The sequence below is a fragment of the Brevibacillus choshinensis genome (assembly GCF_001420695.1).
In the GTDB taxonomy this organism is placed as follows: Bacteria; Bacillota; Bacilli; order Brevibacillales; family Brevibacillaceae; genus Brevibacillus; species Brevibacillus choshinensis.
In genome coordinates, this window is the sequence record NZ_LJJB01000007.1 from 1,624,368 (window position 1) to 1,645,589 (window position 21,222).

21 protein-coding genes are annotated in these 21,222 nt (G+C 43.2%); 17 read left to right on the forward strand and 4 right to left on the reverse strand.

What is annotated here, in order from left to right; translation table 11 throughout:
* Positions 1 to 121 precede the first annotated feature (121 nt).
* The 9 genes from AN963_RS07810 (at position 122) to AN963_RS07855 (ending at position 10,026) form a co-directional block, all read left to right on the forward strand.
* On the forward strand, positions 122 to 529 hold the full coding sequence (locus tag AN963_RS07810) for a hypothetical protein (protein ID WP_055743933.1): 408 nt from the start codon (positions 122 to 124) through the stop codon (positions 527 to 529).
* Between the two features lie 176 nt (positions 530 to 705).
* Positions 706 to 1,641: a sugar-binding transcriptional regulator gene (locus AN963_RS07815; protein WP_055743934.1), complete on the forward strand. Its 936-nt coding sequence runs from the start codon at positions 706 to 708 to the stop codon at positions 1,639 to 1,641.
* 182 nt (positions 1,642 to 1,823) lie between these two features.
* Positions 1,824 to 2,492: a deoxyribose-phosphate aldolase gene (gene deoC, locus AN963_RS07820; protein ID WP_055743935.1), complete on the forward strand. Its 669-nt coding sequence runs from the start codon at positions 1,824 to 1,826 to the stop codon at positions 2,490 to 2,492.
* A 698-nt stretch (positions 2,493 to 3,190) separates the two neighbouring features.
* The gene (locus AN963_RS07830) at positions 3,191 to 4,207 is read left to right on the forward strand and encodes a LacI family DNA-binding transcriptional regulator (protein WP_236707891.1); all 1,017 of its coding nucleotides are present in this window, start codon (positions 3,191 to 3,193) and stop codon (positions 4,205 to 4,207) included.
* A 1,198-nt stretch (positions 4,208 to 5,405) separates the two neighbouring features.
* Complete coding sequence (locus tag AN963_RS07835) at positions 5,406 to 6,662, forward strand: nucleoside permease (RefSeq protein ID WP_055743938.1); 1,257 nt, start codon at positions 5,406 to 5,408, stop codon at positions 6,660 to 6,662.
* Between the two features lie 358 nt (positions 6,663 to 7,020).
* Positions 7,021 to 7,545 (forward strand): nucleoside 2-deoxyribosyltransferase, encoded by a 525-nt coding sequence (locus AN963_RS07840; protein WP_055743939.1) that lies wholly within the window; start codon positions 7,021 to 7,023, stop codon positions 7,543 to 7,545.
* Positions 7,546 to 7,907: 362 nt separating this feature from the next.
* On the forward strand, positions 7,908 to 8,828 hold the full coding sequence (gene rbsK / locus AN963_RS07845; protein WP_055744499.1) for a ribokinase: 921 nt from the start codon (positions 7,908 to 7,910) through the stop codon (positions 8,826 to 8,828).
* Positions 8,829 to 9,366: 538 nt separating this feature from the next.
* A complete protein-coding gene (locus tag AN963_RS07850) occupies positions 9,367 to 9,627 on the forward strand; it encodes an ATP-dependent DNA ligase (RefSeq protein ID WP_055743940.1) in 261 nt (86 codons plus the stop codon).
* Positions 9,628 to 9,810: 183 nt separating this feature from the next.
* Positions 9,811 to 10,026: a transposase gene (locus AN963_RS07855; RefSeq protein WP_201783713.1), complete on the forward strand. Its 216-nt coding sequence runs from the start codon at positions 9,811 to 9,813 to the stop codon at positions 10,024 to 10,026.
* Positions 10,027 to 10,093: 67 nt separating this feature from the next.
* Here AN963_RS07855 and AN963_RS07860 read toward each other — a convergent pair whose 3' ends face one another.
* Positions 10,094 to 10,498: an oxidoreductase gene (locus AN963_RS07860; RefSeq protein WP_055743941.1), complete on the reverse strand. Its 405-nt coding sequence runs from the start codon at positions 10,496 to 10,498 to the stop codon at positions 10,094 to 10,096.
* A gap of 130 nt (positions 10,499 to 10,628) precedes the next feature.
* On the opposite strand from AN963_RS07860, the gene AN963_RS07865 reads away from it, so the two are divergent.
* Both AN963_RS07865 and AN963_RS07870 read left to right on the forward strand, forming a co-directional pair.
* Positions 10,629 to 11,498: a hypothetical protein gene (locus AN963_RS07865; RefSeq protein WP_055743942.1), complete on the forward strand. Its 870-nt coding sequence runs from the start codon at positions 10,629 to 10,631 to the stop codon at positions 11,496 to 11,498.
* A gap of 108 nt (positions 11,499 to 11,606) precedes the next feature.
* Entirely contained in the window at positions 11,607 to 12,290 is a 684-nt protein-coding gene (locus tag AN963_RS07870) for a DUF554 domain-containing protein (protein ID WP_055743943.1), read from the forward strand.
* Positions 12,291 to 12,396: 106 nt separating this feature from the next.
* Here the strand turns inward: AN963_RS07870 and AN963_RS07875 are convergent, their stop codons facing one another.
* Together AN963_RS07875 and AN963_RS07880 are read right to left on the reverse strand one after the other, a co-directional pair.
* Positions 12,397 to 13,692: a copper amine oxidase N-terminal domain-containing protein gene (locus tag AN963_RS07875; protein ID WP_055743944.1), complete on the reverse strand. Its 1,296-nt coding sequence runs from the start codon at positions 13,690 to 13,692 to the stop codon at positions 12,397 to 12,399.
* Positions 13,693 to 13,904: 212 nt separating this feature from the next.
* Positions 13,905 to 14,177 (reverse strand): HU family DNA-binding protein, encoded by a 273-nt coding sequence (locus tag AN963_RS07880; protein WP_055743945.1) that lies wholly within the window; start codon positions 14,175 to 14,177, stop codon positions 13,905 to 13,907.
* Positions 14,178 to 14,402: 225 nt separating this feature from the next.
* Here AN963_RS07880 and AN963_RS07885 point away from each other — a divergent pair, with 225 nt between their 5' ends.
* From AN963_RS07885 to AN963_RS07900, 4 genes are all read left to right on the forward strand, one after another.
* The gene (locus tag AN963_RS07885) at positions 14,403 to 14,672 is read left to right on the forward strand and encodes an ArsR/SmtB family transcription factor (RefSeq protein ID WP_055743946.1); all 270 of its coding nucleotides are present in this window, start codon (positions 14,403 to 14,405) and stop codon (positions 14,670 to 14,672) included.
* An 80-nt stretch (positions 14,673 to 14,752) separates the two neighbouring features.
* Positions 14,753 to 15,871: an alkene reductase gene (locus tag AN963_RS07890; protein ID WP_055743947.1), complete on the forward strand. Its 1,119-nt coding sequence runs from the start codon at positions 14,753 to 14,755 to the stop codon at positions 15,869 to 15,871.
* A 208-nt stretch (positions 15,872 to 16,079) separates the two neighbouring features.
* Positions 16,080 to 16,526, forward strand: a complete 447-nt coding sequence (locus AN963_RS07895; protein ID WP_055743948.1) for a GNAT family N-acetyltransferase — start codon at positions 16,080 to 16,082, stop codon at positions 16,524 to 16,526.
* Positions 16,527 to 16,688: 162 nt separating this feature from the next.
* The gene (locus AN963_RS07900) at positions 16,689 to 18,110 is read left to right on the forward strand and encodes an aldehyde dehydrogenase family protein (protein ID WP_201783715.1); all 1,422 of its coding nucleotides are present in this window, start codon (positions 16,689 to 16,691) and stop codon (positions 18,108 to 18,110) included.
* Positions 18,111 to 18,194: 84 nt separating this feature from the next.
* Here AN963_RS07900 and AN963_RS07905 read toward each other — a convergent pair whose 3' ends face one another.
* Positions 18,195 to 18,884 carry a LysM peptidoglycan-binding domain-containing protein gene (locus AN963_RS07905; RefSeq protein ID WP_236707892.1) on the reverse strand — a complete coding sequence of 230 codons (690 nt, stop codon included), beginning with the start codon at positions 18,882 to 18,884 and terminating at the stop codon, positions 18,195 to 18,197.
* A gap of 158 nt (positions 18,885 to 19,042) precedes the next feature.
* Here AN963_RS07905 and AN963_RS07910 point away from each other — a divergent pair, with 158 nt between their 5' ends.
* Positions 19,043 to 20,281, forward strand: a complete 1,239-nt coding sequence (locus tag AN963_RS07910) for an MFS transporter (RefSeq protein WP_055743950.1) — start codon at positions 19,043 to 19,045, stop codon at positions 20,279 to 20,281.
* A 237-nt stretch (positions 20,282 to 20,518) separates the two neighbouring features.
* Entirely contained in the window at positions 20,519 to 21,019 is a 501-nt protein-coding gene (locus AN963_RS07915) for a DinB family protein (RefSeq protein WP_055743951.1), read from the forward strand.
* The last annotated feature ends 203 nt before the right edge of the window (positions 21,020 to 21,222 follow it).

The following is a 21,222-nucleotide window of genomic DNA, read 5'->3' on the forward strand; positions in this document are numbered from 1 at the left end:
CGAAAGAGATTGTTTCGAAATATTGCGGTTCGATTCGAAAATGCGTACACCCGAGTTCTGCGAGTGTATACTCTGAATCAGCAATGGAATTTCACAAGATGAAGGGGGATGCATTTTCCACATGATCAAGCATAATTCAATTCTTAATCTTGATACGGATGAACGCATGGACATTGGAACCTATCTGTTGGAACAAATCAATGACTATATGACGCACATACGCGGGGTTCGTGTCTCACCTGAACTCAGCGTGGATGCTGTTGCAGAACACGTACGTAGATTATCTTTTGAGCATCCCGTCAGCGCGCGCGAGGCGATTTATCATATCCTGGAGGGATTAAGGCAATACCAGGTGCATACGCCACACCCGCGATATTTCGGCCTGTATAATCCTCGGCCCAACTTCATGGGAATTATGGCGGACAACGATTACTGCAACATTCAATCCGCAGCTTTCAGCCTGGAGCCATGCGCCTGTAGCGGTCGAAATAGAAAACTAACCATTGGGCGATTTGTTAAAATGCAATGACAGGTTTGTTATACTTGATTACATACGACGGAGAAGGTGCAGGAAAACTTGCAGTTGACCAATTTCAAGCTTGTCGCTGTAACGTTGCCTATTGCGTCGCAGTCGAAACAGGACGGAATTGTAGGCATTTTTGCAAGCGAAGCGTAAGCAACTTTCCGGAAGGGAGCTGTGCAAAAGTGGACAGCGAGAAGCAACGCTTAAGCATTGAAGCGGCAAAGCTATATTATCAATTCGATTACAGCCAGCAGGAGATTGCGGACCGATTAGGCGTGTCCCGGCCTACGGTTTCCCGCTTACTGCAGCATGCGAAGGAACAGGGATATGTCCGGATTGAGATTATTGATCCGCGCGAAGACGTCAACGCGCTCGCGAAGGCGTTGCAAGATCAGTATCGTTTGGATACGGTTCTTGTCTGTTATTCGCCTCTCAACGAGTATGAAGAAATCAAAAAGAGCATCAGCAAGAAAGCGGCTTCGTTTATACAAGAGGTCGTGAAGGACGGGGACATCATCGGGGTGACCTGGGGAACAACCATGCACGAGATCGCGCTGCAGCTAGAGCCCAAACCGGTGCGGGGCGTGGAAGTGGTGCAGTTAAAAGGAGGCGTCAGCCATTCCCAAGTTAACACGAATGCGATGGAGATCGTGAACTTGTTTGCCGATGCGTTTCATACCGTGGCTCGGTATTTGCCGTTGCCCGTTATTTTTGACAATCTGGCGGTCAAGGAAATGGTAGATAAAGATCGCCACATTGGGCGCATTATCGAACTGGGCAAGCAAGCGAACATCGCTGTTTTTACCGTGGGGTCTGTCAAGGAAGACTCGCTGCTTTTCCGTCTGGGTTATTTTAACCAAGAGGAGCAGGAACAGCTGCGGCGTACAGGTGCAGGGGATATATGCTCCCGGTTCTTCGATGAAAAAGGAAACATATGCAGCGAAGAAATCAATAACCGGACCGTCGGGATCGATCTGCCCGAATTGCGCAAGAAGGAGAAAGCGATCCTAGTCGCGGGTGGGCAGCGTAAAATCGAGGCGATCCGTGCGGCGCTGGCGGGGGGGTACGCGAATATAATGATTACCGATCAGTTCAGCGCACAGGCACTGTTGCAGTAGCACAAAAGGGGTATTCCAAAGAGTCCGATGACTTGCGGGATGCCCTTTTTCTATGGGCCATGTGCGGTGGTTTGTTGGAAGACTATGATTGAACATAATTTCATAACTGTGTTTACATATGTTCATAGGCGTGTTACGATGAGTCTACAAAGTAAACTCATGAAGAGAAGGTGAATGGTAACATGGAACGTTTGAACGGCATGATTGACCACACGCTATTGCGCGCAGATGCAACAAAGGCTGAAATTGCAGCATTAACGGAAGAAGCGAAAACATACGAGTTCGCGACTGTTTGTGTCAATCCGGCCCATGTTTCGTATGCGGCCGAGCAGTTGGCAGGCAGCAAGGTCAAAGTCTGCACGGTAATCGGTTTTCCGCTCGGAGCCTCCACTGCTGAAACCAAAGCATTCGAAACGAGAAATGCGATCGACAATGGGGCAGCAGAGGTTGACATGGTAATCAATATCGGGGCTTTGAAAGCAGAAGAGAATGAGGTTGTGGAAAAAGACATTCAAGCGGTCGTATCGGCAGCGGAAGGCAAGGCGCTTGTGAAAGTCATCCTGGAAACGAGTCTCTTAACGGAAGAAGAAATCGTCCGGGCTTGCCAAATCTCGCAAAAAGCCGGAGCAGATTACGTCAAAACCTCGACCGGTTTCTCCAGTGGCGGAGCGACGGTCGCTGCTGTAGCCCTGATGCGCCAAACGGTTGGAGCCCAGATGGGGGTTAAAGCATCCGGAGGGGTTCGTTCACTTGAAGATATGAAAAACATGATGGAAGCCGGCGCTACTAGAATCGGCACGAGCTCGGGCGTGAAGATCATGGAAGGCGAAGAATCGGCGTCGTCGTATTAAGCTCGCTTGCAATTTCGAAGATCACCTTATTCAGAATCTTGCACTTTCACAAACTTTTGCCAACACCATGGCGGCATCATACGCAATTGACGTATAGGTTTCCGGTGAAATGTTGTTTTCGCTGGCCAATGATCTTCAAACCGCCAATCATTTGTTTCTTCTGTACATGGGCGCCGCTCGAAACAGATCCATCAGAGCCGTAAAACTAATACGGCTCTGAAAGTAGATGAAGCCATAAAAAGGCTTGTACGAGCCAGGCCAGCTCGGCGAGCGCTTCTTGAACTCTGTAATTTCCTTTGTCTCTGTGTTCAAGTCCACCATGGTTGCAAAAATATACCCTCCCACATCCTTACCACCAATGGTGACCAGTTACATGGAATCGACGCCGTCAGCCGGAGAAAACAGCTTTACCTTCAAACCGGCTTGAGGGCTTGCTGAGAAATCAAAGCGGCTTCATCCGCGTTTTTTGCTTAGGACCCCTAATAGTCGATATTTTTGGCAATCAATTTGCGTGCCGTAGCTTCATTATCTAGATTCTCAAGAGAAAAAAAGTAAACGTTTATATTGACTATTCTAAAATTTCGGATACAATAAATGCTATAATAACTTTAATCGCTTTATTGAATGTTTTTTGGTAGAGAATTACTATGTTGAGTCTTTTTTTTGAATGAGAAATCTAAACGTTTACATTTTGAAAGGTGATCAGATTGTCCAAAGCTACTATCGTAGATGTTGCCAAACACGCAAATGTTTCTATCGCAACCGTCTCACGAGTGATTAATCAACTGGGCGGCGTGAGAAAGAACACAGAAGGTCGCATTTTACAAGCTATTGAGGAACTAAATTATATTCCTAACGCAGTTGCGAGGAGTATGGTGAAGAAATCGACAAAAACTATAGGTATCATAATCCCAGATGTAAATAACCCGTTTTTTCCTGCTGTTGTATCAGGAATTGAACAGAAGGCGCGGGAAAAGGGTTACTTTACTTTGTTGTGCAATACCAATGAATCTGCCGATACGGAGCGAGAACTCTTAAGGATCTTCATGGAGAGAAGTGTAGATGGTCTTATTATAACCACTGCTGACGAAAGGGGAGATCAATTGCAAACGGTCATTGATGCCAAAATACCAATAGTTGCCGTAGATCGAGCTATAAAGAAGTTCGAGGTGGATACGGTGCTGGTTGGCAATATAGACGGGGCTTATCAAGCAACCAGACATTTAATCTTGCAAGGGCATCAAAAGATTGCGATTATCTGTGGATCCCAAAATACTACACCGGGTTATGAGCGGTTCGTAGGATACAAACAAGCGATGGAGGATTACGGTATCCCACTAGTAGATGAACACATTCTTGAAGGTGATTTCAAAGAAGAAAGTGGGAATCGACTGACGAGAGCTCTGTATCATTTGCCAGATCGCCCGACTGCCATCTTATCATCTAACAATCTAATGACGATGGGTTGCTTGAAGGCGTTAAGTGAGCTTGGTTGGAAACTAGGGGAAGAGGTTTCGTTTATTGGCTTTGACGACGTGGATATTGCTACCTTTATTAATCCTCCTTTAACTGTTGTTTCAAGACCAATGCGGAAGTTGGGAGAAATAGCCTTTGATTTGCTGTATGAACGCATGACGAGAAGCAGTGTCCAGGGTAAACGACATTACGTTTTATCGCCTGATTTGAATATTCGCCAATCTTGCCGCTTAAGATGATATTGTTTTAATTTTATTATTCAAAAATTTAAACGTTTACATATATAGTTCTAATCTTTTGCTACATCATGAATTTTCATAAGTGTTTGCATAACGCTAGTGAAAGTTCGATAAAAATCTTGTGATTCCTAATAGAAAAAATGGTTTTAGTAGAGTGGCGCTTGAACTTAGGATTGATTGACGAGAATGAAGGTAAGTCAGTACCTTTATAAATCCTCTTTTAAATGTTGTATCAAGTTCCAATGCGGAAGTTGGGAGAAACAACCTTTGAATTGCTGTATGAACGCATGGCGAGAAGCAGTGTCCAGGGTAAACGACATTGCGTTTTATCGCTTGATTTGAATATTCGCCAATTCTGCAGCTTAAGATGATATTCTTTTTATTATTCAAAAATCTAAACGTTTACATTTATAGTTCTGGTTTTTAATCTTTTGCTACATCATGAATTTTCATAAGTGTTTGCAAAACGCTAGTGAAAGTTCGATAAAAATCTTGTAATTCCTAATAGAAAAAATGGTTTTAGTAGAGTGGCGCTTGAACTTAGGATTGATTGACGAGAATGAAGGTAAGTCAGTACCTTTATAAATTCTCTTTTCGCCAATCTTGCAGCTTAAGATGTTATTATTTTATTATTCAAAAATCTAAACGTTTACATTTATTATTCTGATTTTTAATCTTTTGCTACATCATGAATTTTGCTAGAAGTACCAGGTTATCGATTCCAAGAAGGAGGTGATGTTGTGAAGCAGATTCGTTTAATGATTATAGGAAGCTATGTTGGGGAAACCGTACTCGGAGGTCCTTTCGTATGAGGGGAGGGGGAAAGGCGAAACCAAGCTACGGCCACTGTCAAACTGAGTTCGAGAGTTGTTTTAGTAACAAAGGTGGGCAATGACAATTTCGGTTATAGCCAATGAGCATACACAAATTACAAGATATTTTAGAAGCTAGAAATTTCATTATGAGTAAGACAGATCGTCCTATGATTGGAATGATTTTAGGCTCAGGCTTAGGAAACCTTGCTGATGAAATTGAAAACCCTTTCAAAAATCCTTATAGTTAGTTTCCTACTTTGCAAAGTCTGGAGCATACAAACGAATTAGTAATTGGAGAATTAAAGGGAAAGACAATAGTAGCTATGAAAGGACGATTCCATTATTACGAGGGATTTATTTAGAAATCTTAGGAGGAAGAAGAAATGGAAATAAAATCACGTCTTAAAATCATGGTTTTTCTCCAGTATTTCATTTGGGGGTCCTGGCTTGTTACACTCGGTTCTTATATGTTTAACACTTTGCACTTTACTGGAGCACAAGTCGGGCTCGTTTATAGCTCAAAAGGAATTGCTACGATTCTTATGACAAGTATTACAGGTATTATTGCAGATCGCTGGATAAAAGCAAATAGATTATATGGAATCTTTCATTTTCTTGGAGCTATCACATTCTTTGCAGCCGCACAGACTACAGACCCTACTATCATGTTTTGGGCAATGTTTTTTAATGCAATGTTTTACATGCCAACGATTGCTTTATCTAACGTAATTTCTTACTTTTCTTTAGAAAAAGCAGGACTCGAGACAGTAAAAGACTTCCCGCCTATTCGTGTTTTTGGAACAGTTGGTTTTATTGCCGCAATGTGGGCGATTAGCCTTTTCAAACTTGAAATTAGTAGCATCCAGTTATACGTTGCTTCTGGCATTTCTATCTTGCTTGCTCTATATTCATTCACACTTCCTGAATGTCCAACATCAAAGGCGAAGAATGATAAGTCGTTAGTGAGTCTTTTAGGGCTTGATGCTTTCGTACTATTTAAACAAAAGAAAATGGCTATCTTTTTCCTTTTTGCGATGCTGTTAGGAGCTTCATTACAGATTAGCCTTACATTTGGGAACCCGTTTCTACATGACTTTGCGTTGAATCCTGACTATAAAGATAGTTTTGTTGTTAAATATCCATCTATTTTATTATCAATATCACAAATTTCAGAAGTATTATTTATCTTTACCATTCCATTTTTCTTGAGCAAATTTGGAATAAAAAAGATCATGTTAATCAGTATGGTAGCATGGACATTACGTTATGTATTCTTCGCTTATGGAAACCCATCTAGTGAAGGGTTTATCTTATTACTATTATCAATGATTGTGTACGGTTGTGCCTTTGATTTCTATAATATTTCGGGAGCTATTTTCGTAGAAAAAGAAGTAGATCATCGAATTCGTGCGAGCGCACAAGGCTTATTCTATACAGTTACCGGACTTGGTTCCTATGTAGGCGCTATTGTAAGTGGAAAAATCGTGGATTATTTCACTGTAGACGGTGTAAAGGACTGGCAAAGTATCTGGTTAGTTTTTGGTGCGTATCCTCTCATTCTCGCAATTGTTTTTGCAGTAAGTTTTAAATATAAACATGAACGTAATGCAATGAAGAATGAAACTGTAGGCCATTCATAGCAGTTCTTTATCATTTTGGTTCAGGTATAAATATGGTAAGGCTGAAAAATAATTGATAAATTCTTACTGGAACCGTCTCTTAAGTTGCAAGAAAGAAGAGTTGAAATACGAAATTTTACCTTTTTTTGTTACTCACTTAGGTTGAAGGCGATGGTCTTCGCCTCCTAAAATCAAGCGAAGTTTATTCATCAATTATTTTGAAAGGAGGTGCTAAGAAACATCAAACTTTATAGAAGATATATTTTACGGTTGTGCAACAAGTATCGATTATTCATGACATTGAGCATGAACAGTTTTGGGAGCAACAGACCCATTACTAACAAAGACACTTGAGACTTGTAAAACGGGAGGTAATCTAGTGAAGAGTATTTATTTAGCAGGCCCAGATGTCTTTTATAAAAATTCGATAGAGGTTAGTGAAGAGAAGAAAAGGATTTGTGAGAAATATGGTTTTCTTGGGATTTTTCCCGCCGATAATTCTCTTCCATTTAATAAGGAATGGAGCAAATCTGAACAAGCCACAGCGATTTACAAGAAGAATATTGAGCTTATTGAAAAAGCGGATATCGTCGTTGCCAATTTGAATGTGTTTAGAGGGGCTGAACCCGATTCAGGAACGGCATTTGAAGTCGGCTATGCAGAGGCTTTAGGGAAAAAACTTTATGCCTATATCGATGATTCATTAACAATACCAGAAAAAGTACAACTTCATTTTGGAGAAATCGAGCAACTGGAAGATGGAAAGATTGTAGATAAGAATGGAATGAAGGTTGAGAACTTTGGCAACAGCGTGAATTTAATGCTTTCTGTTCCGTGTCAAATGGTATACGGATCTTTTGAAGAATGTATGAGAAGAGTGAACGAAGATTTTACAGCAGGCTGAAATAGATAACCATCTATTTTCGGTTTTTCCTTTCTTTTGAAGAATGTATGAGAAGAGTGAACGATGATTTTACAGGAGGCCGAAATAGATAACCATCTATTTTCGGTTTTCCCTTTTTATTGCATTTTTCCTAAAAAAGGTTATGCCTTCTTTACCAAATTTTCAACAGAAGATTAAAGAATGCAACATAGTGGATTTTGCATAACAGCGATCGGCGGGGCACGAGTGGTTTTTAACCGGTTATATACCAGCTAGGAGGTTTTCTTCCTGCTGATAAGTCTGGAAAAGTAATTAGGCTTGGGTCAGGAGGGATGGAAATCATTCATAGGCGTAAACAGGTAAGATATAGGGAGGAAATGAAAATGGATATCGCAGTAATTGGATCTAATATGGTGGATCTCGTTTCATATATTGATAAAATACCTAATGAAGGGGAGACATTGGAGGCAGCAGACTTCAAAATCGGTTGTGGCGGAAAAGGCGCAAATCAGGCAGTGGCAGCTGCCAAAATGGGCTCGAAGGTAATGATGGTAACCAAGGTTGGCGATGATCTTTTTGCAGATCGCACGATTGAAAATCTCGAAAGCTATGGGATTGACACGGAATTTACAAGTAAGATCCCTGGAACTTCAAGTGGTGTTGCACCGATTTTTGTAGACCGGGAATCAAAGAACCGGATCCTTATTATCAAGGGCGCAAATCAATACCTCTTGCCAGAAGATATTGATCACGCAGCTAAGAAGCTTAAGAAAAGTTCATTGATTGTTCTGCAGCTTGAAATTCCAATACAGACGACTTATCGTGCTATTGAGTTCGGTAAGGAGAATGGCATTCCTATTATTTTAAATCCGGCACCAGCAGCAAAGAAATTGGATTTTGATTATGTCCGTAAATGTGATTATTTTATCCCCAATGAAAGCGAACTAGAGCTATTAACAGGTATGCCTGTAGAGAGTAAAGATCAAATTAGGACAGCAGCATCAACTTTACTTGAAAAGGGATTAAAAAATGTGATTGTAACGATGGGTAGTCGCGGGGTTATGTGGGTAAAGAGTGAGAAGATCTTTACAGTAGATTCATATAAGGTTGATGCTATCGACACAACTGGAGCTGGCGATGCTTTCATTGGCTGTTTTGCTCATTTTTTAGTGCAAAGCGGCGATGTACTTCTTGCAATCAAAATGGCGACTGCTTTTGCCGCATTAAGTGTCGTAAAGCAAGGAACTCAAACCTCCTATCCAAGTGTACAGGAATTGGAACAGTTTATAAAAACACAAAGTTAAACTAAAAAAGTTGAACGAAATGTTCTCAATTATTTTGAGCGAATAAAACAAAATTTTACACAATCAATCAAGATTATGCTCAAAAAATCAAAGTCATCCTTTATTAATACGTGAAAATGCCAATAAATCATTGTATAGAACAATTTTGGCAGTGGTTTTAATTTTATTTGAGCCATTGAAAAAAACGTATCCTATTCCAAAGGACAACTCATAACGGAGTCAAATACGACCCATTCCCGTTTTGCAAGAAGCGATTTGGGATGAAGAAAACTACAAATTGAATATAAATGGTCAGACGGGGAATATCTTGAAAAAGTTGTAACCCATTAGGATTAGTAGCTAAAGGAAGTACATGGTTTTTAACATTTATATTGCCATTACGGATATGATACATGGGGAAAAAGACTCCTCCAAACTTTACTAAGCCTCAAAGTTTGCTTATTAGCTCCGAAATGAACTTTAGACAGAAAAAGTAATCCGTTCTATTCTTCAGTATTACCAGCTAAAAGATTCTGGTTTATTCAAGAAAAGGGCGTTTATGGTATGGGATATTTTGCACTACGCCGGAAAAGACTTACGTAAGCTTCCGCTGATGGAACGAAAATCGATCCTACACGACGTGCTACCAGAAACGAGTCAGATAAACAAGATCCGGTATATCGAGACGGCGGGAACTGCTTTGCATAACATGATTGTGGCCAACAACCTGGAGGGAACCGTTGCCAAACGTAAAGATAGTCGGTACGTTGGCATGCGCTCTAACGATTGGATCAAAGTGATTTTAACTAGACTATTATAAATAGAGGATAGTATGTCTAATTTATAGCGTACATCCTCTTTTTTAATACATAAGCGAAATATTAAACAAATTTGAGATTATTAGTACAGAATGTCTATTATGTAGAATATGGGGATGTGAATGCCGATTATTACTTTCGTTCCTATGGTTAATAAATGACTCGGTTAATCAAGGAGAGGTTTTATGCGGGTACAAGAAGTGATCTCCGAAAATAATAAGAAAAGATATATGTTACTGGATGAGGAAGGTCGCCCAGAAGTGGCAGTATTAAAATACCTAAAGTATTTGGACGCAGTGCAGAAGAGCTACAACACAAAAGAAAGACATACTGCTCTCAAAGACAACAACATTATTACTCTTTCCTGTCTTTTCAACAAAACAAACAGCTTATCTAAATGAACACATGTGCTATCTAAATCCTAGATCGAACCTTAATCCTTGTTATGCTTTGAGTCGGTGACGTTCATTACATCTTCTTCTCAACGCCTTCCATCGGCGCGAGCGAATGTCGGTAGTTATCCTCTTCGAGTTCATCGGTGGTAAAGTGCATAATCTTCCTAAACGACCCTTCGAGGTAGGCTTGCATCGCCAGCGGAATACGCAACTCATCCATCTCTGATGCCGAAAGGCGGTAGCGAATGCTGTCCAGATCGCCCGTTTCCACTTTCAGCACCCATTTCGGCTCGCGGATCAGTTCCCGTCCGATCGCTACCAAAGCCGCGCCGCCATGAATAACGGCTTCCGCATCTTCCGGCTGTTCGACTGAGCCTATACCTATAAGCGGCTTCTTATTTGACATAACCTGAACAAACTTGTCAAGAACCGGCTCTTGAGGGTGCCGATTTTTTGGGGATCGAGCACTAACGCACATTTCAGACTTTAGGCGGAATCCAAATCCTCCCAGAGGTTGCACTAGATTTCAATCCGGAGCCATTTCCAACCTTTCCCACATTTCGTGTACCGTAAGGGTAACAAATCTTTCTAAATGGGGTACAGAAGAAATGAATCATGTAGGAATGGGAAAGAAAGCGTCAGTGACGTTTTTCGAAGGGGAGAAATGGCTGGTTCGAACTGGCTTGCTCGGATTTCTCTTGGCTGCCATATGCGGAGTCTGGGTGTTGATGCACGGAGGTCCCGTTTCTCCAGATGGGGATGTCATGAAGGCCGTCTCATTTAATGCCGCATTGGGTATATTTCTTTTGTCGACAGCTGCGATCATGCCATTTACCACACTGGGCAAAATCAGTCGCGCCATTTTTCGCTGGTCGTATATTCTTCTCGCGCTTTATTCTTATGGAGTAGAAACCGTGCAAAATTTTCGAGGGATAAACCCGAGGTTCGTGAAAGGTGGTACACCCTTTGATGAACTGGTAGGCGATGTATTTACGTTTGTCGCTTTGTTCTTAGTGCTGTTTTATCTGTTCGCAGCCGTTCAATTTTTTCGATCAAAAGCGTATCAGTTGCGTCCTGAGCTGGTACTAGGCATTCGTTATGCAATGATTGCCATCATGCTCTCGTTTGCGGCTGGTATCTGGATTTCTGTCAACAATGGTCGTTTCGTTGGCCAACATGGAAATATTATTTGGTTTCACGGTCTCGGCTTTCACGCCCTCCAATTCGTGCCATTTATCGCCTGGCTGTCTGAGCGCAGTTCGTTTCGTGTCGTAGCGCGCAAAAGAATGATCCATCTTACAGGTATTGCCTACTTGATCGGGCTTATTGGAGTCGGGTATCTGACATTCCTTGGATCACCCATTCTAGAGTGGTCCGTCCTTTCCTTTCTTTCTATCGTGTGTTTCCTGATCGCTCTATTACCAAGCATACTGCTGCTACTTCGGCCGAAATCTTCTGCACAGTTCTTTCAACAGTGAGTCTACGACGACGTCTTTCCGTTGATTTCCCTATTTTCTCTGTTGACCCTCTAGCTACTAGAGGGTTTATTCTTTTTCCAATGATTACATAGGGAGAGGATTTTAAACGTGAGTGGAACGATTGTTAATGTGGTATTGATTATCGTTGGTAGCCTGATCGGCAGTGTTTTTAAGCGGGGAATGAAAGACTCCTACCAGGACATCCTGATGCAGGGAATGGGACTAGCTGTAACGGCGCTTGGCGTATATTCGATTTCGAAGCATATGCCGAACAGCCATTATCCTGTCCTGTTTATCGTGAGTCTTGCATTGGGAGGAGTGATTGGTGAAAAGCTGGATATGGAGAATCGGTTCAAAAATATCGTTTCCAAGTTTTCAAAAGGGAATTTGGCCGAGGGCTTATCTACGGCAGTGCTGCTATTTTGTATCGGTACTCTTTCTATCGTAGGTCCCATCGAAAGTGCGTTAAACGGAAACCAAACCTATTTGTTCACAAATGCCATTTTGGATCTTGTGACATCGATTGTGTTGGCCGCTACTTTTGGCATCGGGATTGCCCTTTCCGCGATTGTGTTATTTTGTTGGCAAGGATTCTTCTATGTAGCGGCAGGGGCGGTCGCAGCCTATATTACGCCAGAGCTCCTGACAGAAATATCGATTATTGGTGGGGTACTGATTCTTAGCTCTGGATTGAGCATTCTCGGCGTGAAAAAGTTCAGGACGATGAACCTGATCCCGGCGCTTTTCATTCCGGTCGTCTATCTATCGGTGAAGAGCTTGATCGGATTCTAACATACACATCAACGCATCAATTGAAACAAGCATTCCTAATTCCTATAAGTTGCGTAGAGGTACTGTCATGTCGGCAGTACCTTTTTTGATGAAAATCCACCCGCAATCATTTCTTCGATTTTGCATCCAATTCCGTCCAACTCTTGTAGTCATGAATGGCAAACCCGGCATAACTAGGAAAATGAGCTAGCTTTTCCTTCGCAATTTGTAATTCTGCGTTCATTTTTCCAGTGCTTGAAGTATAAAACGAAGTAAAGTTACCCTCCGAATTAGGGGCTGTTTCTACCGCAATAAGCACTTTCTTTTTGAGTGTGCTTGCTTCCTTCATAATCGTGTTTGCATTTGCCACAATCCCATCATTCCCAAGTGCAACATTACGATAATCCATAATGACCACTGAATCTACCTTCTCCAATACCCATGCGCTCATGCTATAAGTAGAGTCAGGGACCTTTACCAGATGGAGCCAAAAAGGAACATCCAACGTCATTTTCAATCCGCTGTCCTTTGTTTCCTTCTCAAGAAGTCGTATCGTGTCCATCCAGTTTCCAACTACTCGTTTGTTATCGGTCTTCCATTCTGGTAAAAGATAGGGCTCTATATCAAAGTGTAATCTTTCGAACCTTTCTTCTGACCCAACCCTGGCATTGTACGATTTGACCCATAAAATAAAAGCTTTGATTTGGTTGTGATTATCGGGGAAAGCCCATTGGGGGCGTCCCGCTAGGGCTTCTACTGTTACTTGTTTTGCTCTTGCTTTGCGAACAAATTGTTGATAGACGGTTGCAGGTATGTCTCTATCAATCTGCAGATAGATGGTAGTCAATTGGTTATCCTGCGCAAACGTTAAAATCTGATCTTGGTCCGTTTGGATGATTGTCGTATCCCAAATCCAAGTACCACGTTGCAACGTTGTGGTTTGATCTGTGGAAGAGGGCGCCGGTGAACCAGGTACCACTTTCGAATGCCCTGGCGTTGTCACAACTACGAGATTTCGCTCGGCAATCCAATCGATTTGCGCGTCAAAGACTTCACTAATAAAGCGAAGGGGTACCATCGTGCGGTCGTTTTGAATCGACGCCGGGGCATCAAAGGTAACATACTTGCCATTTACCTGCGCGCGATTTTGACCAATCGTTAAAACGATCGTTTCGTCTTTGCTCCTGAACGTCACTTGATCCAACTGTCCATTCCACTGTACACGGAGACCGAGTTGTTCGGCTACGAATCTTGCTGGAACCATCGTACGATTCGATCGAATATCGACATAGGGTGACTCATCCGGGAAGGACACATAGTTCCCGTTTACGGCGACATTGACCTGTGTAGCAGCATGGGACGGCAATATAGGAGTCATGCTCAACAGGAGCGCCAATGAACCCGCGCATTGAATTCTTTTCATAGGTAAAATCCCCATATCTTTCCAAGTACTTATGAAGCAACCCTTCTATTTTACTATAGAAGTAATCTCCATTACCTGATCAGATGGTTGCAGGGAGGGAGTGTAGCATATGAAAAAACTCCTGGATACATTGGACCTGTTCTACATGCTTCCTACATACAAAAAGAAAACGCCCTTATGATGGGCGTTTTCCTTGTATGTATGAGATAGAGTTACTTTACGAGATCTTTCAATTCTTTTCCTGGTTTAAACGCAGGGAGTTTGCTAGATGCAATTTCAATTTCTTCACCCGTTTGCGGATTACGTCCTTTGCGAGCAGCGCGTTCGCGAACCTCAAAGTTACCGAAGCCGATGAGGGATACTTTTTCTCCATTTTGGAGGGAATTGGAAATCGCTTCTAAAATAGCATCTACTGCTTTAGAGGAATCCTTTTTTGTTAGTTCTGTCAATTCAGCTACTTTGGTAATCAATTCTGTTTTATTCATCTGGTCAACATCCTTTCAATCAATATAACTAGAATCATACTAAGTTTCAGCAGAAAATGGAAGAGCTAGAGGAAACATTTGTTTTCATATGTTCACTTGCCAGCACTACTGCATACACCCAAGCATACCAAACATTCCATTCCTTGACAAAGAAATCCTCATTACACTATAGTATTTCTAGAAATACTGAAATACATACTCGTCTTTGAAAGGAGGGTTACCAAGGTGACGGATGATTGCGCAGTAAAAGTCTACAAAGCGCTTGGTGAGACGACGAGATACCAAATCGTGAAAATGCTCGCCAAGAATTCGGAAATGGCTTGTCTGGAAATGGCTAACCAATTAGAGATCACAGCCAACTCAACATTGACCCATCATTTAAAACCATTGCTGGATTGTGGACTGCTTGCTGTTCGCAAAGAGGGAACCTACCGATATTACAGCCTGCAACGTCAAATTCTCGATCAATACGCTCCCGCTTTACTTCAAGACTAGAATAAAGCGGAAATTTTTACGCATATATTTCGATATTTATATAAATACAAAACTAACGATAAAGATGGAGGAGCAAATCAATGACACAAGCGAACAAAGGAATCTATCAGGCAACGGAAATGAAATCCTGGGGGAAACTCAAGGACGGGGCAGCGAGCAATCTGTTTGAACCGGTAACCATCGGAGCCTGGAAGCTTAAATCCCGTACCGCGATGGCTCCCATGACTCGTTGTTTTGCGGATGACCAAACGGGTGTAGTAGGAGAGGATGTAGTCGCGTATTACCGAAAAAGGGCTGCGGATGGGATTGGTTTGATCATTACAGAAGGAATCGTGGTTAGCCCACGAGGAAAAGGGAATCCAGGAGTTCCCGGCCTCTACTCTCAAGAACAAGTGGACGCATGGAAAAAGGTAACTCAGGCTGTACACGAAGAAGGCGGTACGATTATCGCGCAAATATGGCATGTCGGTCGGTTGTCCCATCATGAAATTGCAGGGAACTTGCCGCCACAAGCCCCATCCGCTATTGCAGCAGAAGGGTTGGTTCCCCGCTATCGCCAGCCCTATGACGTCCCTGAAGCGATGACGATTGCAGACATTCAAGAACTAGTCGGTCAGTATGCCCAAGCAGCCAAAAATGCGATAGAAGCGGGCTTTGATGGCGTAGAGATTCATGGCGCGCACGGCTATTTAATTGATCAATTCAATTCGGATATATCCAATCATCGCACCGACCAATATGGCGGCGACTTAGCACAAAGATTGACTTTGATGAAAGAGGTACTGAAGGCAGTTATCGATGCGATCGGTACAGAGAGAACCTTGATTCGCTTTTCTGCTCATAAAGCCGATAATCCGACTTACATGTGGGAAGATCCAGAAGTGGCAATCCGCACGTTTGTCGAAGCATTCAAGGATGCAGGGGCTACCATGATCCATCCTTCCATCATGCAATTTACACGAGTGCTTGCGGATGGCAAAACCATGCACCAGATTGTTCGTAAATACTGGGATGGCATCATTGTAGGAGTGGGCACATTAGATCCGGAAACAGCTGAACGAGCAATCGCAGAAGGAACGATCGATGTGGCAGCTTTCGGTCGCCCCCTGATTGCCAATCCGGACTTTATTCATCGTTTGAAAAATGGTGAGGAATTGGAAGAATATGATGCCAAAACGCAACTTCCTGTACTTGTTTAAATAGGGAAGCAAGAAAATCATATCAGGAAGCTCAGAAATTGGGCTTCCTTATTCCTATCACAAGGGAAAAGACGAAATATTCGGGGGATTATGGTAGGATAGAAAACCTGTGAACAGCATACGAATGGTTCTGTCACTTCGCTATACTAAGTTCCCAAAAGGCCTCTTACATGTATAATGAAATAAATCGAGATGTGGAGGAGTTATCATGAACGGCGAGATTGTACTTTATCAAGATCATCAGCGTGACCAACTGGTAGAAATTTGGTATCGTGCAGTATGTCTTACCCACACTTTTTTATCGGAAGAGGATATTCAATTTTACAAGATCTTGGTGCAAAACGAAGCGTTAAACGCGTATGAGATTTGGGTAGAAGTAAACGCAAGGAATGAGCCGACAGGATTCATCGGGCTAGACGGAACGAAAATAGAAATGCTGTTCGTTGACCCTGTTTACCATGGAAAGGGGATAGGTAGTCGTCTCATTAAACATGCTGAAAAATTGCGTGGTCGCAATCTCAAAGTCGATGTCAACGAGCAAAATGACGGAGCGCATGCTTTCTACAAACATTATGGTTTTGTCCAAATAGACAGATCCGAATTAGACGGATCAGGACGTCCATTTCCTTTACTTCATTTAGAATTAAACGGGTAAACGAACACGAACAAAGGACACTATCCGTGGTCATTTGACTCTTCGCATGATCGTCCTTTTCGTTTTCAGAAGCAGAATCAATAACTCATACACGAGGCACTGTGATCATAATAATAGTAGCGACCAAGCAACTGAACCCAAAAGAATAAGGGGTGAAATGTTTTGAAGAGTGCCTACGAATTGAAAATGACGATCAACGGCGAGCCTGTAGCGACCGAGGAGACGCTTCCCGTAATCAATCCGGCGACGGAAGAAGTGATTGCGCATGTGCCAAATGCGACGGTGCAGGATTTACATGCGGCTGTCAAATCAGCACGAGCAGCATTTTCTAGATGGTCCTCTACTTCTATCGATGAGCGCAGCGAGTTCCTTTGCAAATTAGGAGATGCCATCTCGGCCAATAGAGAAGAACTGGCTACCCTTTTGACACTGGAGATGGGTAGGCCTAGTGCTGCCGCTAGAGGGGAAATTGACGGTGCTTCTTACTGGTTAAAAGAGGTGGCAAAGCAACGACTGAAGCGGGAAGTGATTGAGGAAACCGAGAATCACCTGGTGGAACGATACTATACCCCGTTGGGAGTCGTTGGTGCGATAGTTCCATGGAACTTCCCTTTTGCTCTCTCGATATGGAAAATCGCTCCTGCTTTGTTAGCCGGGAATACGGTTGTGGTGAAACCCTCCCCCTATACACCGCTCACTGCACTCAAAATTGGTGAGATCGCGAGTGAGATATTACCTGCGGGCGTATTGAATGTTGTCTCAGGAGGGGACGACTTAGGCAGATGGATTACGGAGCATCCTGACGTGAATAAAATCAGTTTTACTGGTTCTACCGCAACTGGGAAAAAGGTCATGCAAAGCGCAGCCTCGCACCTGAAGCGGGTCACACTGGAGCTCGGGGGCAACGATGCAGCGATCGTGCTTCCAGACGCGGATCCAGCGAAAATTGCCAAGCCGTTGTTCTGGGCCGCTTTTCGAAACACTGCGCAAGTATGTATTGCTACGAAACGCATGTACGTCCATGAAGACATTTACGATGCCTTTCTAGCCGAGCTGGTTAACTTTGCGAAAGATGTAAAAGTCGGGAATGGCAGTGATCCAGCCACCGATCTCGGACCCATTCAAAATAAAATGCAGTATGAAAAAGTAATCGACCTGATTGAAGATACCAAACGTATCGGTGCGAATATCGTCCTAGGTGGCGAAATCGAGGACCAACCCGGATATTTTATTCCCGTGACCATCGTGGATAATCCGCCTGAGGACTCACGTGTCGTGGTCGAAGAAGCATTTGGCCCCGTCCTTCCTGTGCTGAAATATCGTGATTATGATGATGTCATCGCACGGGTAAACAACACGAAGTACGGACTCGGAGGATCCATTTGGGGAAATGATATTGAGATGGCCAAGAGCATTGCTGAGCGATTGGAAACGGGTACGGTGTGGATCAATGAGGTGAGTGTGCTTTCTCCCCATTATCCATTCGGCGGTCATAAAGAATCTGGATTAGGTATCGAACATTCACTAGATGGTCTTGCAGAGTATACCAATTCAAAAACGATTATGATAAACAAAAGGAAATAATCGGAACAAAGGTTGAAATACAGGAGCCTCGCTTTGGTCTACTCCCCAAAGTGGGGTTTTTTCGTTAGATAAACTCTTCAGCTTCTAACATTGGAAATACGTCGGAAACTGCATAACAATACCATCCGAAAACGCGTCCGCCATTTCTAAAGCTTGTTGCTCAATTTTGTCAAAGGTAGCGATATCAGATGCATAATCTTTCGTCAGCCGAAAGACTGCTTCATTTTTGGTAAGCGCAAGGTGCTCATGCAGCATGGCTCTCAACACTTCCTCTGGCCAGAAAGGGTTTATGCTATGGAGAAAGGACGCTATCTCATCTGCATTCGCATACCAACGACGTTCTGCTTCTGTTGCGGCACGATTATTGCCGGCTTTCGCTGCTTTCACAAGTTGAACTGCAATCACTAAATACTCGGTAAACAGTTTTTCAAAATGTGCTGCATTTTCGTTTCCGTAATAGAGTTTCATTACATTTGCCATGTCTCCAGGGTTGCGGAGTAGTCGCTTGGTCGTCAGTTCTTCATCCGGTAAACTACCTGCGATGCTGATGATGACCATCCTCGTCCAAGCTACATGTTGCTCCCAAAGGGTCCGGAACGTTTTTCTTAATTCATCTTCTTGTTTGCTCATACATATACAATGATTTTGAAGTGCTCTTGCATCGGAAACAGGGATGGAGTAGGGGTAGGGAGGAAAAGAAACAGGAGCATACATCCTTTGGCTCATAAGAGGGGGATAAGGTACATGAACATGATAAGGGAACATTCGCATCATAGAAATCAACTTCATCCTTTCCACTGTGATAGCGCCTATGTAGTCTATGCGATAGCCCTGGAAGTGGAGTGGGTATATACCTAGTTGTATAAGAAAAAGACGGAGGTCATCAAGAAGTCTTCGAACAGCTAAAAGTGCATGAACAACGGAGGTGAAGGATGGCAACTCTCTTTTTACTGATCATTTATTTAGCGTTTATTAGTTTGGGGTTACCGGATTCATTACTAGGTGCGGCATGGCCCGTCATGCAAGTGGATTATGACGCGCCGTTTGAGATGGCTGGCTGGCTTTTCATGATCATCGCGGCTGGCACGATTGTGTCTAGTTTGGTCAGCGGAACCATACTGAGACGGTTCGGAACAGGGAAAGTCACACTGGTAAGTTGCCTCATGACAGCAGGTGCCCTGTTAGGGATTCCTTTTTCTTCCTCACTTGTGTGGTTAGCATTGTGTGCAGTTCCGCTTGGATTAGGAGCTGGAGCCGTCGACTCAGGACTAAACCATTACGTTGCCGCTCATTACAAAGCTCACCACATGAGCTGGCTGCATTGTTTTTGGGGAGTCGGAGCTACGCTTGGACCCATCATTATGGCTCAATTTATTTCTGAGCAAAACACCTGGAAGCATGGTTACCTCACTGTAGCCTGCATTCAGTTTGCATTAGTGGTGATCCTGATCTTCACACTCCCGTTATGGGAGCGGGTAGCAAAAACCAACAAAAGAGTCGCACAACTTGAACCAGTAGAGAACGAAGGCTACTCTGATGGCAACATGACCGAATCTACGAAACCAATGCAAATAAAGGGAGTTAAATTGGCCCTTATCTCTTTCTTATTGTATTGCGGAGTCGAAGCAACCATAGGCTTGTGGGGAAGCAGCTTTTTCGTAGATGCTAAACAAATCTCCGCTTCCGACGCTGCAAAATGGGTTTCCTTCTATTACGCCGGCATTACAGTCGGTAGATTCCTAACGGGGTTTATTACTTTTTCAGTCAGTAACCGTGTTCTTATACGCGCAGGTCAACTCACAGCTCTCTTCGGTGCGACACTCCTGGTCTTGCCTTTGCCACCAAATTTCTCGCTTGCAGGATTACCGATTGTAGGGCTAGGTCTAGCACCGATCTATCCGTGTATGCTGCATGAAACACCCGTTCGTTTTGGCAGAAAGCAGGCCCAGTCAATTATGGGCTTCCAAATGGCTGTTGCTTATACGGGCAGCACGTTGATGCCACCTCTCCTCGGATTACTGGCGTCCTACTCAACGATCGAGATATTTCCTTTCTATATTGTCGTGTCAGCTGCAGCTATGCTGTTGTTCTCCGAGAGATTGAATGTCTTTTTGAAGAGAGCACATATTGAGCAAACCACTACATCGGATGTTAATCAGGGTGGGGCATAAAGGTACGGGTAGATTAGTGGGAAGTAGTCCCATCCATTAGACTTTATACTTAGCAATGGATAAGAAATGAAAGAATGAGTTTCATGCTAGGATTAGGGAACAGGTATAGTGAGCCGCTTGATACTATTGACTGGCTTCCGTCTCCTGACGCTCCATTCCAGCGAAAGGAAAACTCGGACTATGGGAATATCCGCTAGAGGAAATAATGATATGAAAGGAACGTAAGGAGGGTTACAAATGAGCGATTTGAAGTTGATTGAGGCATACAAAAACAACTTACAAAATTATTCGCTGGAGCAGTTGAGACATATAACCGAGCAAGGAGTTTGGTCGCTCGGCCAGATGTACAGCCACTTGATCCTTGTAGCTCTGGAATACCTCGACAATGTGGAAAGCTGTGCAAAAGCAAGTGAAGAGCAGTTGCTCGGTAAGACGAATGCTGGGGAGCGACTGTACAAGCTCGGAGCATTTCCACCGATAAAAATCAAGTTGCCTGATTTGCCTGAAAACACACCAAGCAATTCAGAAAGGAAGGAAGACCCCATCGACGGGCTCAATCAGGTACAGCAGAAGATGATGGAATGGGAATGGAAAGTGGATACCGTGAATCCAAACTATAAAGCCGAACATGATGGCTTCGGCTGGCTGAACGCGCGGGAATGGTTCGACCTTATCGATATGCATTTCCGTCACCACTTGAGTCAGCAGAGGGAATTGGAACACAAACTTGGGTTATAAGCTGGGTGTTACCATGGCTCAGGCGGGTTCCTTGAGAGATGGACTCGTTACGCACCCGGTGGTTAAAGAAACCCTCGAGAAAAATGCCACTTGACATTGTATGATGGACTTCGAAAAAGCCGACTCAGGAGAGTTGGCTTTTTGTCTATAGGAGATTTACGGGTAAGGGACCTACGAAGATGCAGTTCAAGGACGGCAGGCCT

What these genes read in the sequence shown, in the direction of transcription:
- AN963_RS07850 (WP_055743940.1), top strand. Translation starts at nt 9,367, where the DNA reads ATGGTATGGGATATTTTGCACTACGCCGGAAAAGACTTACGTAAGCTT.
- AN963_RS07855 (WP_201783713.1), top strand. Translation starts at nt 9,811, where the DNA reads ATGCGGGTACAAGAAGTGATCTCCGAAAATAATAAGAAAAGATATATG.
- rbsK (WP_055744499.1), top strand. Translation starts at nt 7,908, where the DNA reads ATGGATATCGCAGTAATTGGATCTAATATGGTGGATCTCGTTTCATAT.
- AN963_RS07905 (WP_236707892.1), bottom strand. Translation starts at nt 18,884, where the DNA reads ATGATGCGAATGTTCCCTTATCATGTTCATGTACCTTATCCCCCTCTT.
- AN963_RS07880 (WP_055743945.1), bottom strand. Translation starts at nt 14,177, where the DNA reads ATGAATAAAACAGAATTGATTACCAAAGTAGCTGAATTGACAGAACTA.
- AN963_RS07835 (WP_055743938.1), top strand. Translation starts at nt 5,406, where the DNA reads ATGGAAATAAAATCACGTCTTAAAATCATGGTTTTTCTCCAGTATTTC.
- AN963_RS07810 (WP_055743933.1), top strand. Translation starts at nt 122, where the DNA reads ATGATCAAGCATAATTCAATTCTTAATCTTGATACGGATGAACGCATG.
- AN963_RS07895 (WP_055743948.1), top strand. Translation starts at nt 16,080, where the DNA reads ATGAACGGCGAGATTGTACTTTATCAAGATCATCAGCGTGACCAACTG.
- AN963_RS07910 (WP_055743950.1), top strand. Translation starts at nt 19,043, where the DNA reads ATGGCAACTCTCTTTTTACTGATCATTTATTTAGCGTTTATTAGTTTG.
- AN963_RS07915 (WP_055743951.1), top strand. Translation starts at nt 20,519, where the DNA reads ATGAGCGATTTGAAGTTGATTGAGGCATACAAAAACAACTTACAAAAT.
- AN963_RS07890 (WP_055743947.1), top strand. Translation starts at nt 14,753, where the DNA reads ATGACACAAGCGAACAAAGGAATCTATCAGGCAACGGAAATGAAATCC.
- AN963_RS07875 (WP_055743944.1), bottom strand. Translation starts at nt 13,692, where the DNA reads ATGAAAAGAATTCAATGCGCGGGTTCATTGGCGCTCCTGTTGAGCATG.
- deoC (WP_055743935.1), top strand. Translation starts at nt 1,824, where the DNA reads ATGGAACGTTTGAACGGCATGATTGACCACACGCTATTGCGCGCAGAT.
- AN963_RS07860 (WP_055743941.1), bottom strand. Translation starts at nt 10,498, where the DNA reads ATGTGCGTTAGTGCTCGATCCCCAAAAAATCGGCACCCTCAAGAGCCG.
- AN963_RS07865 (WP_055743942.1), top strand. Translation starts at nt 10,629, where the DNA reads ATGAATCATGTAGGAATGGGAAAGAAAGCGTCAGTGACGTTTTTCGAA.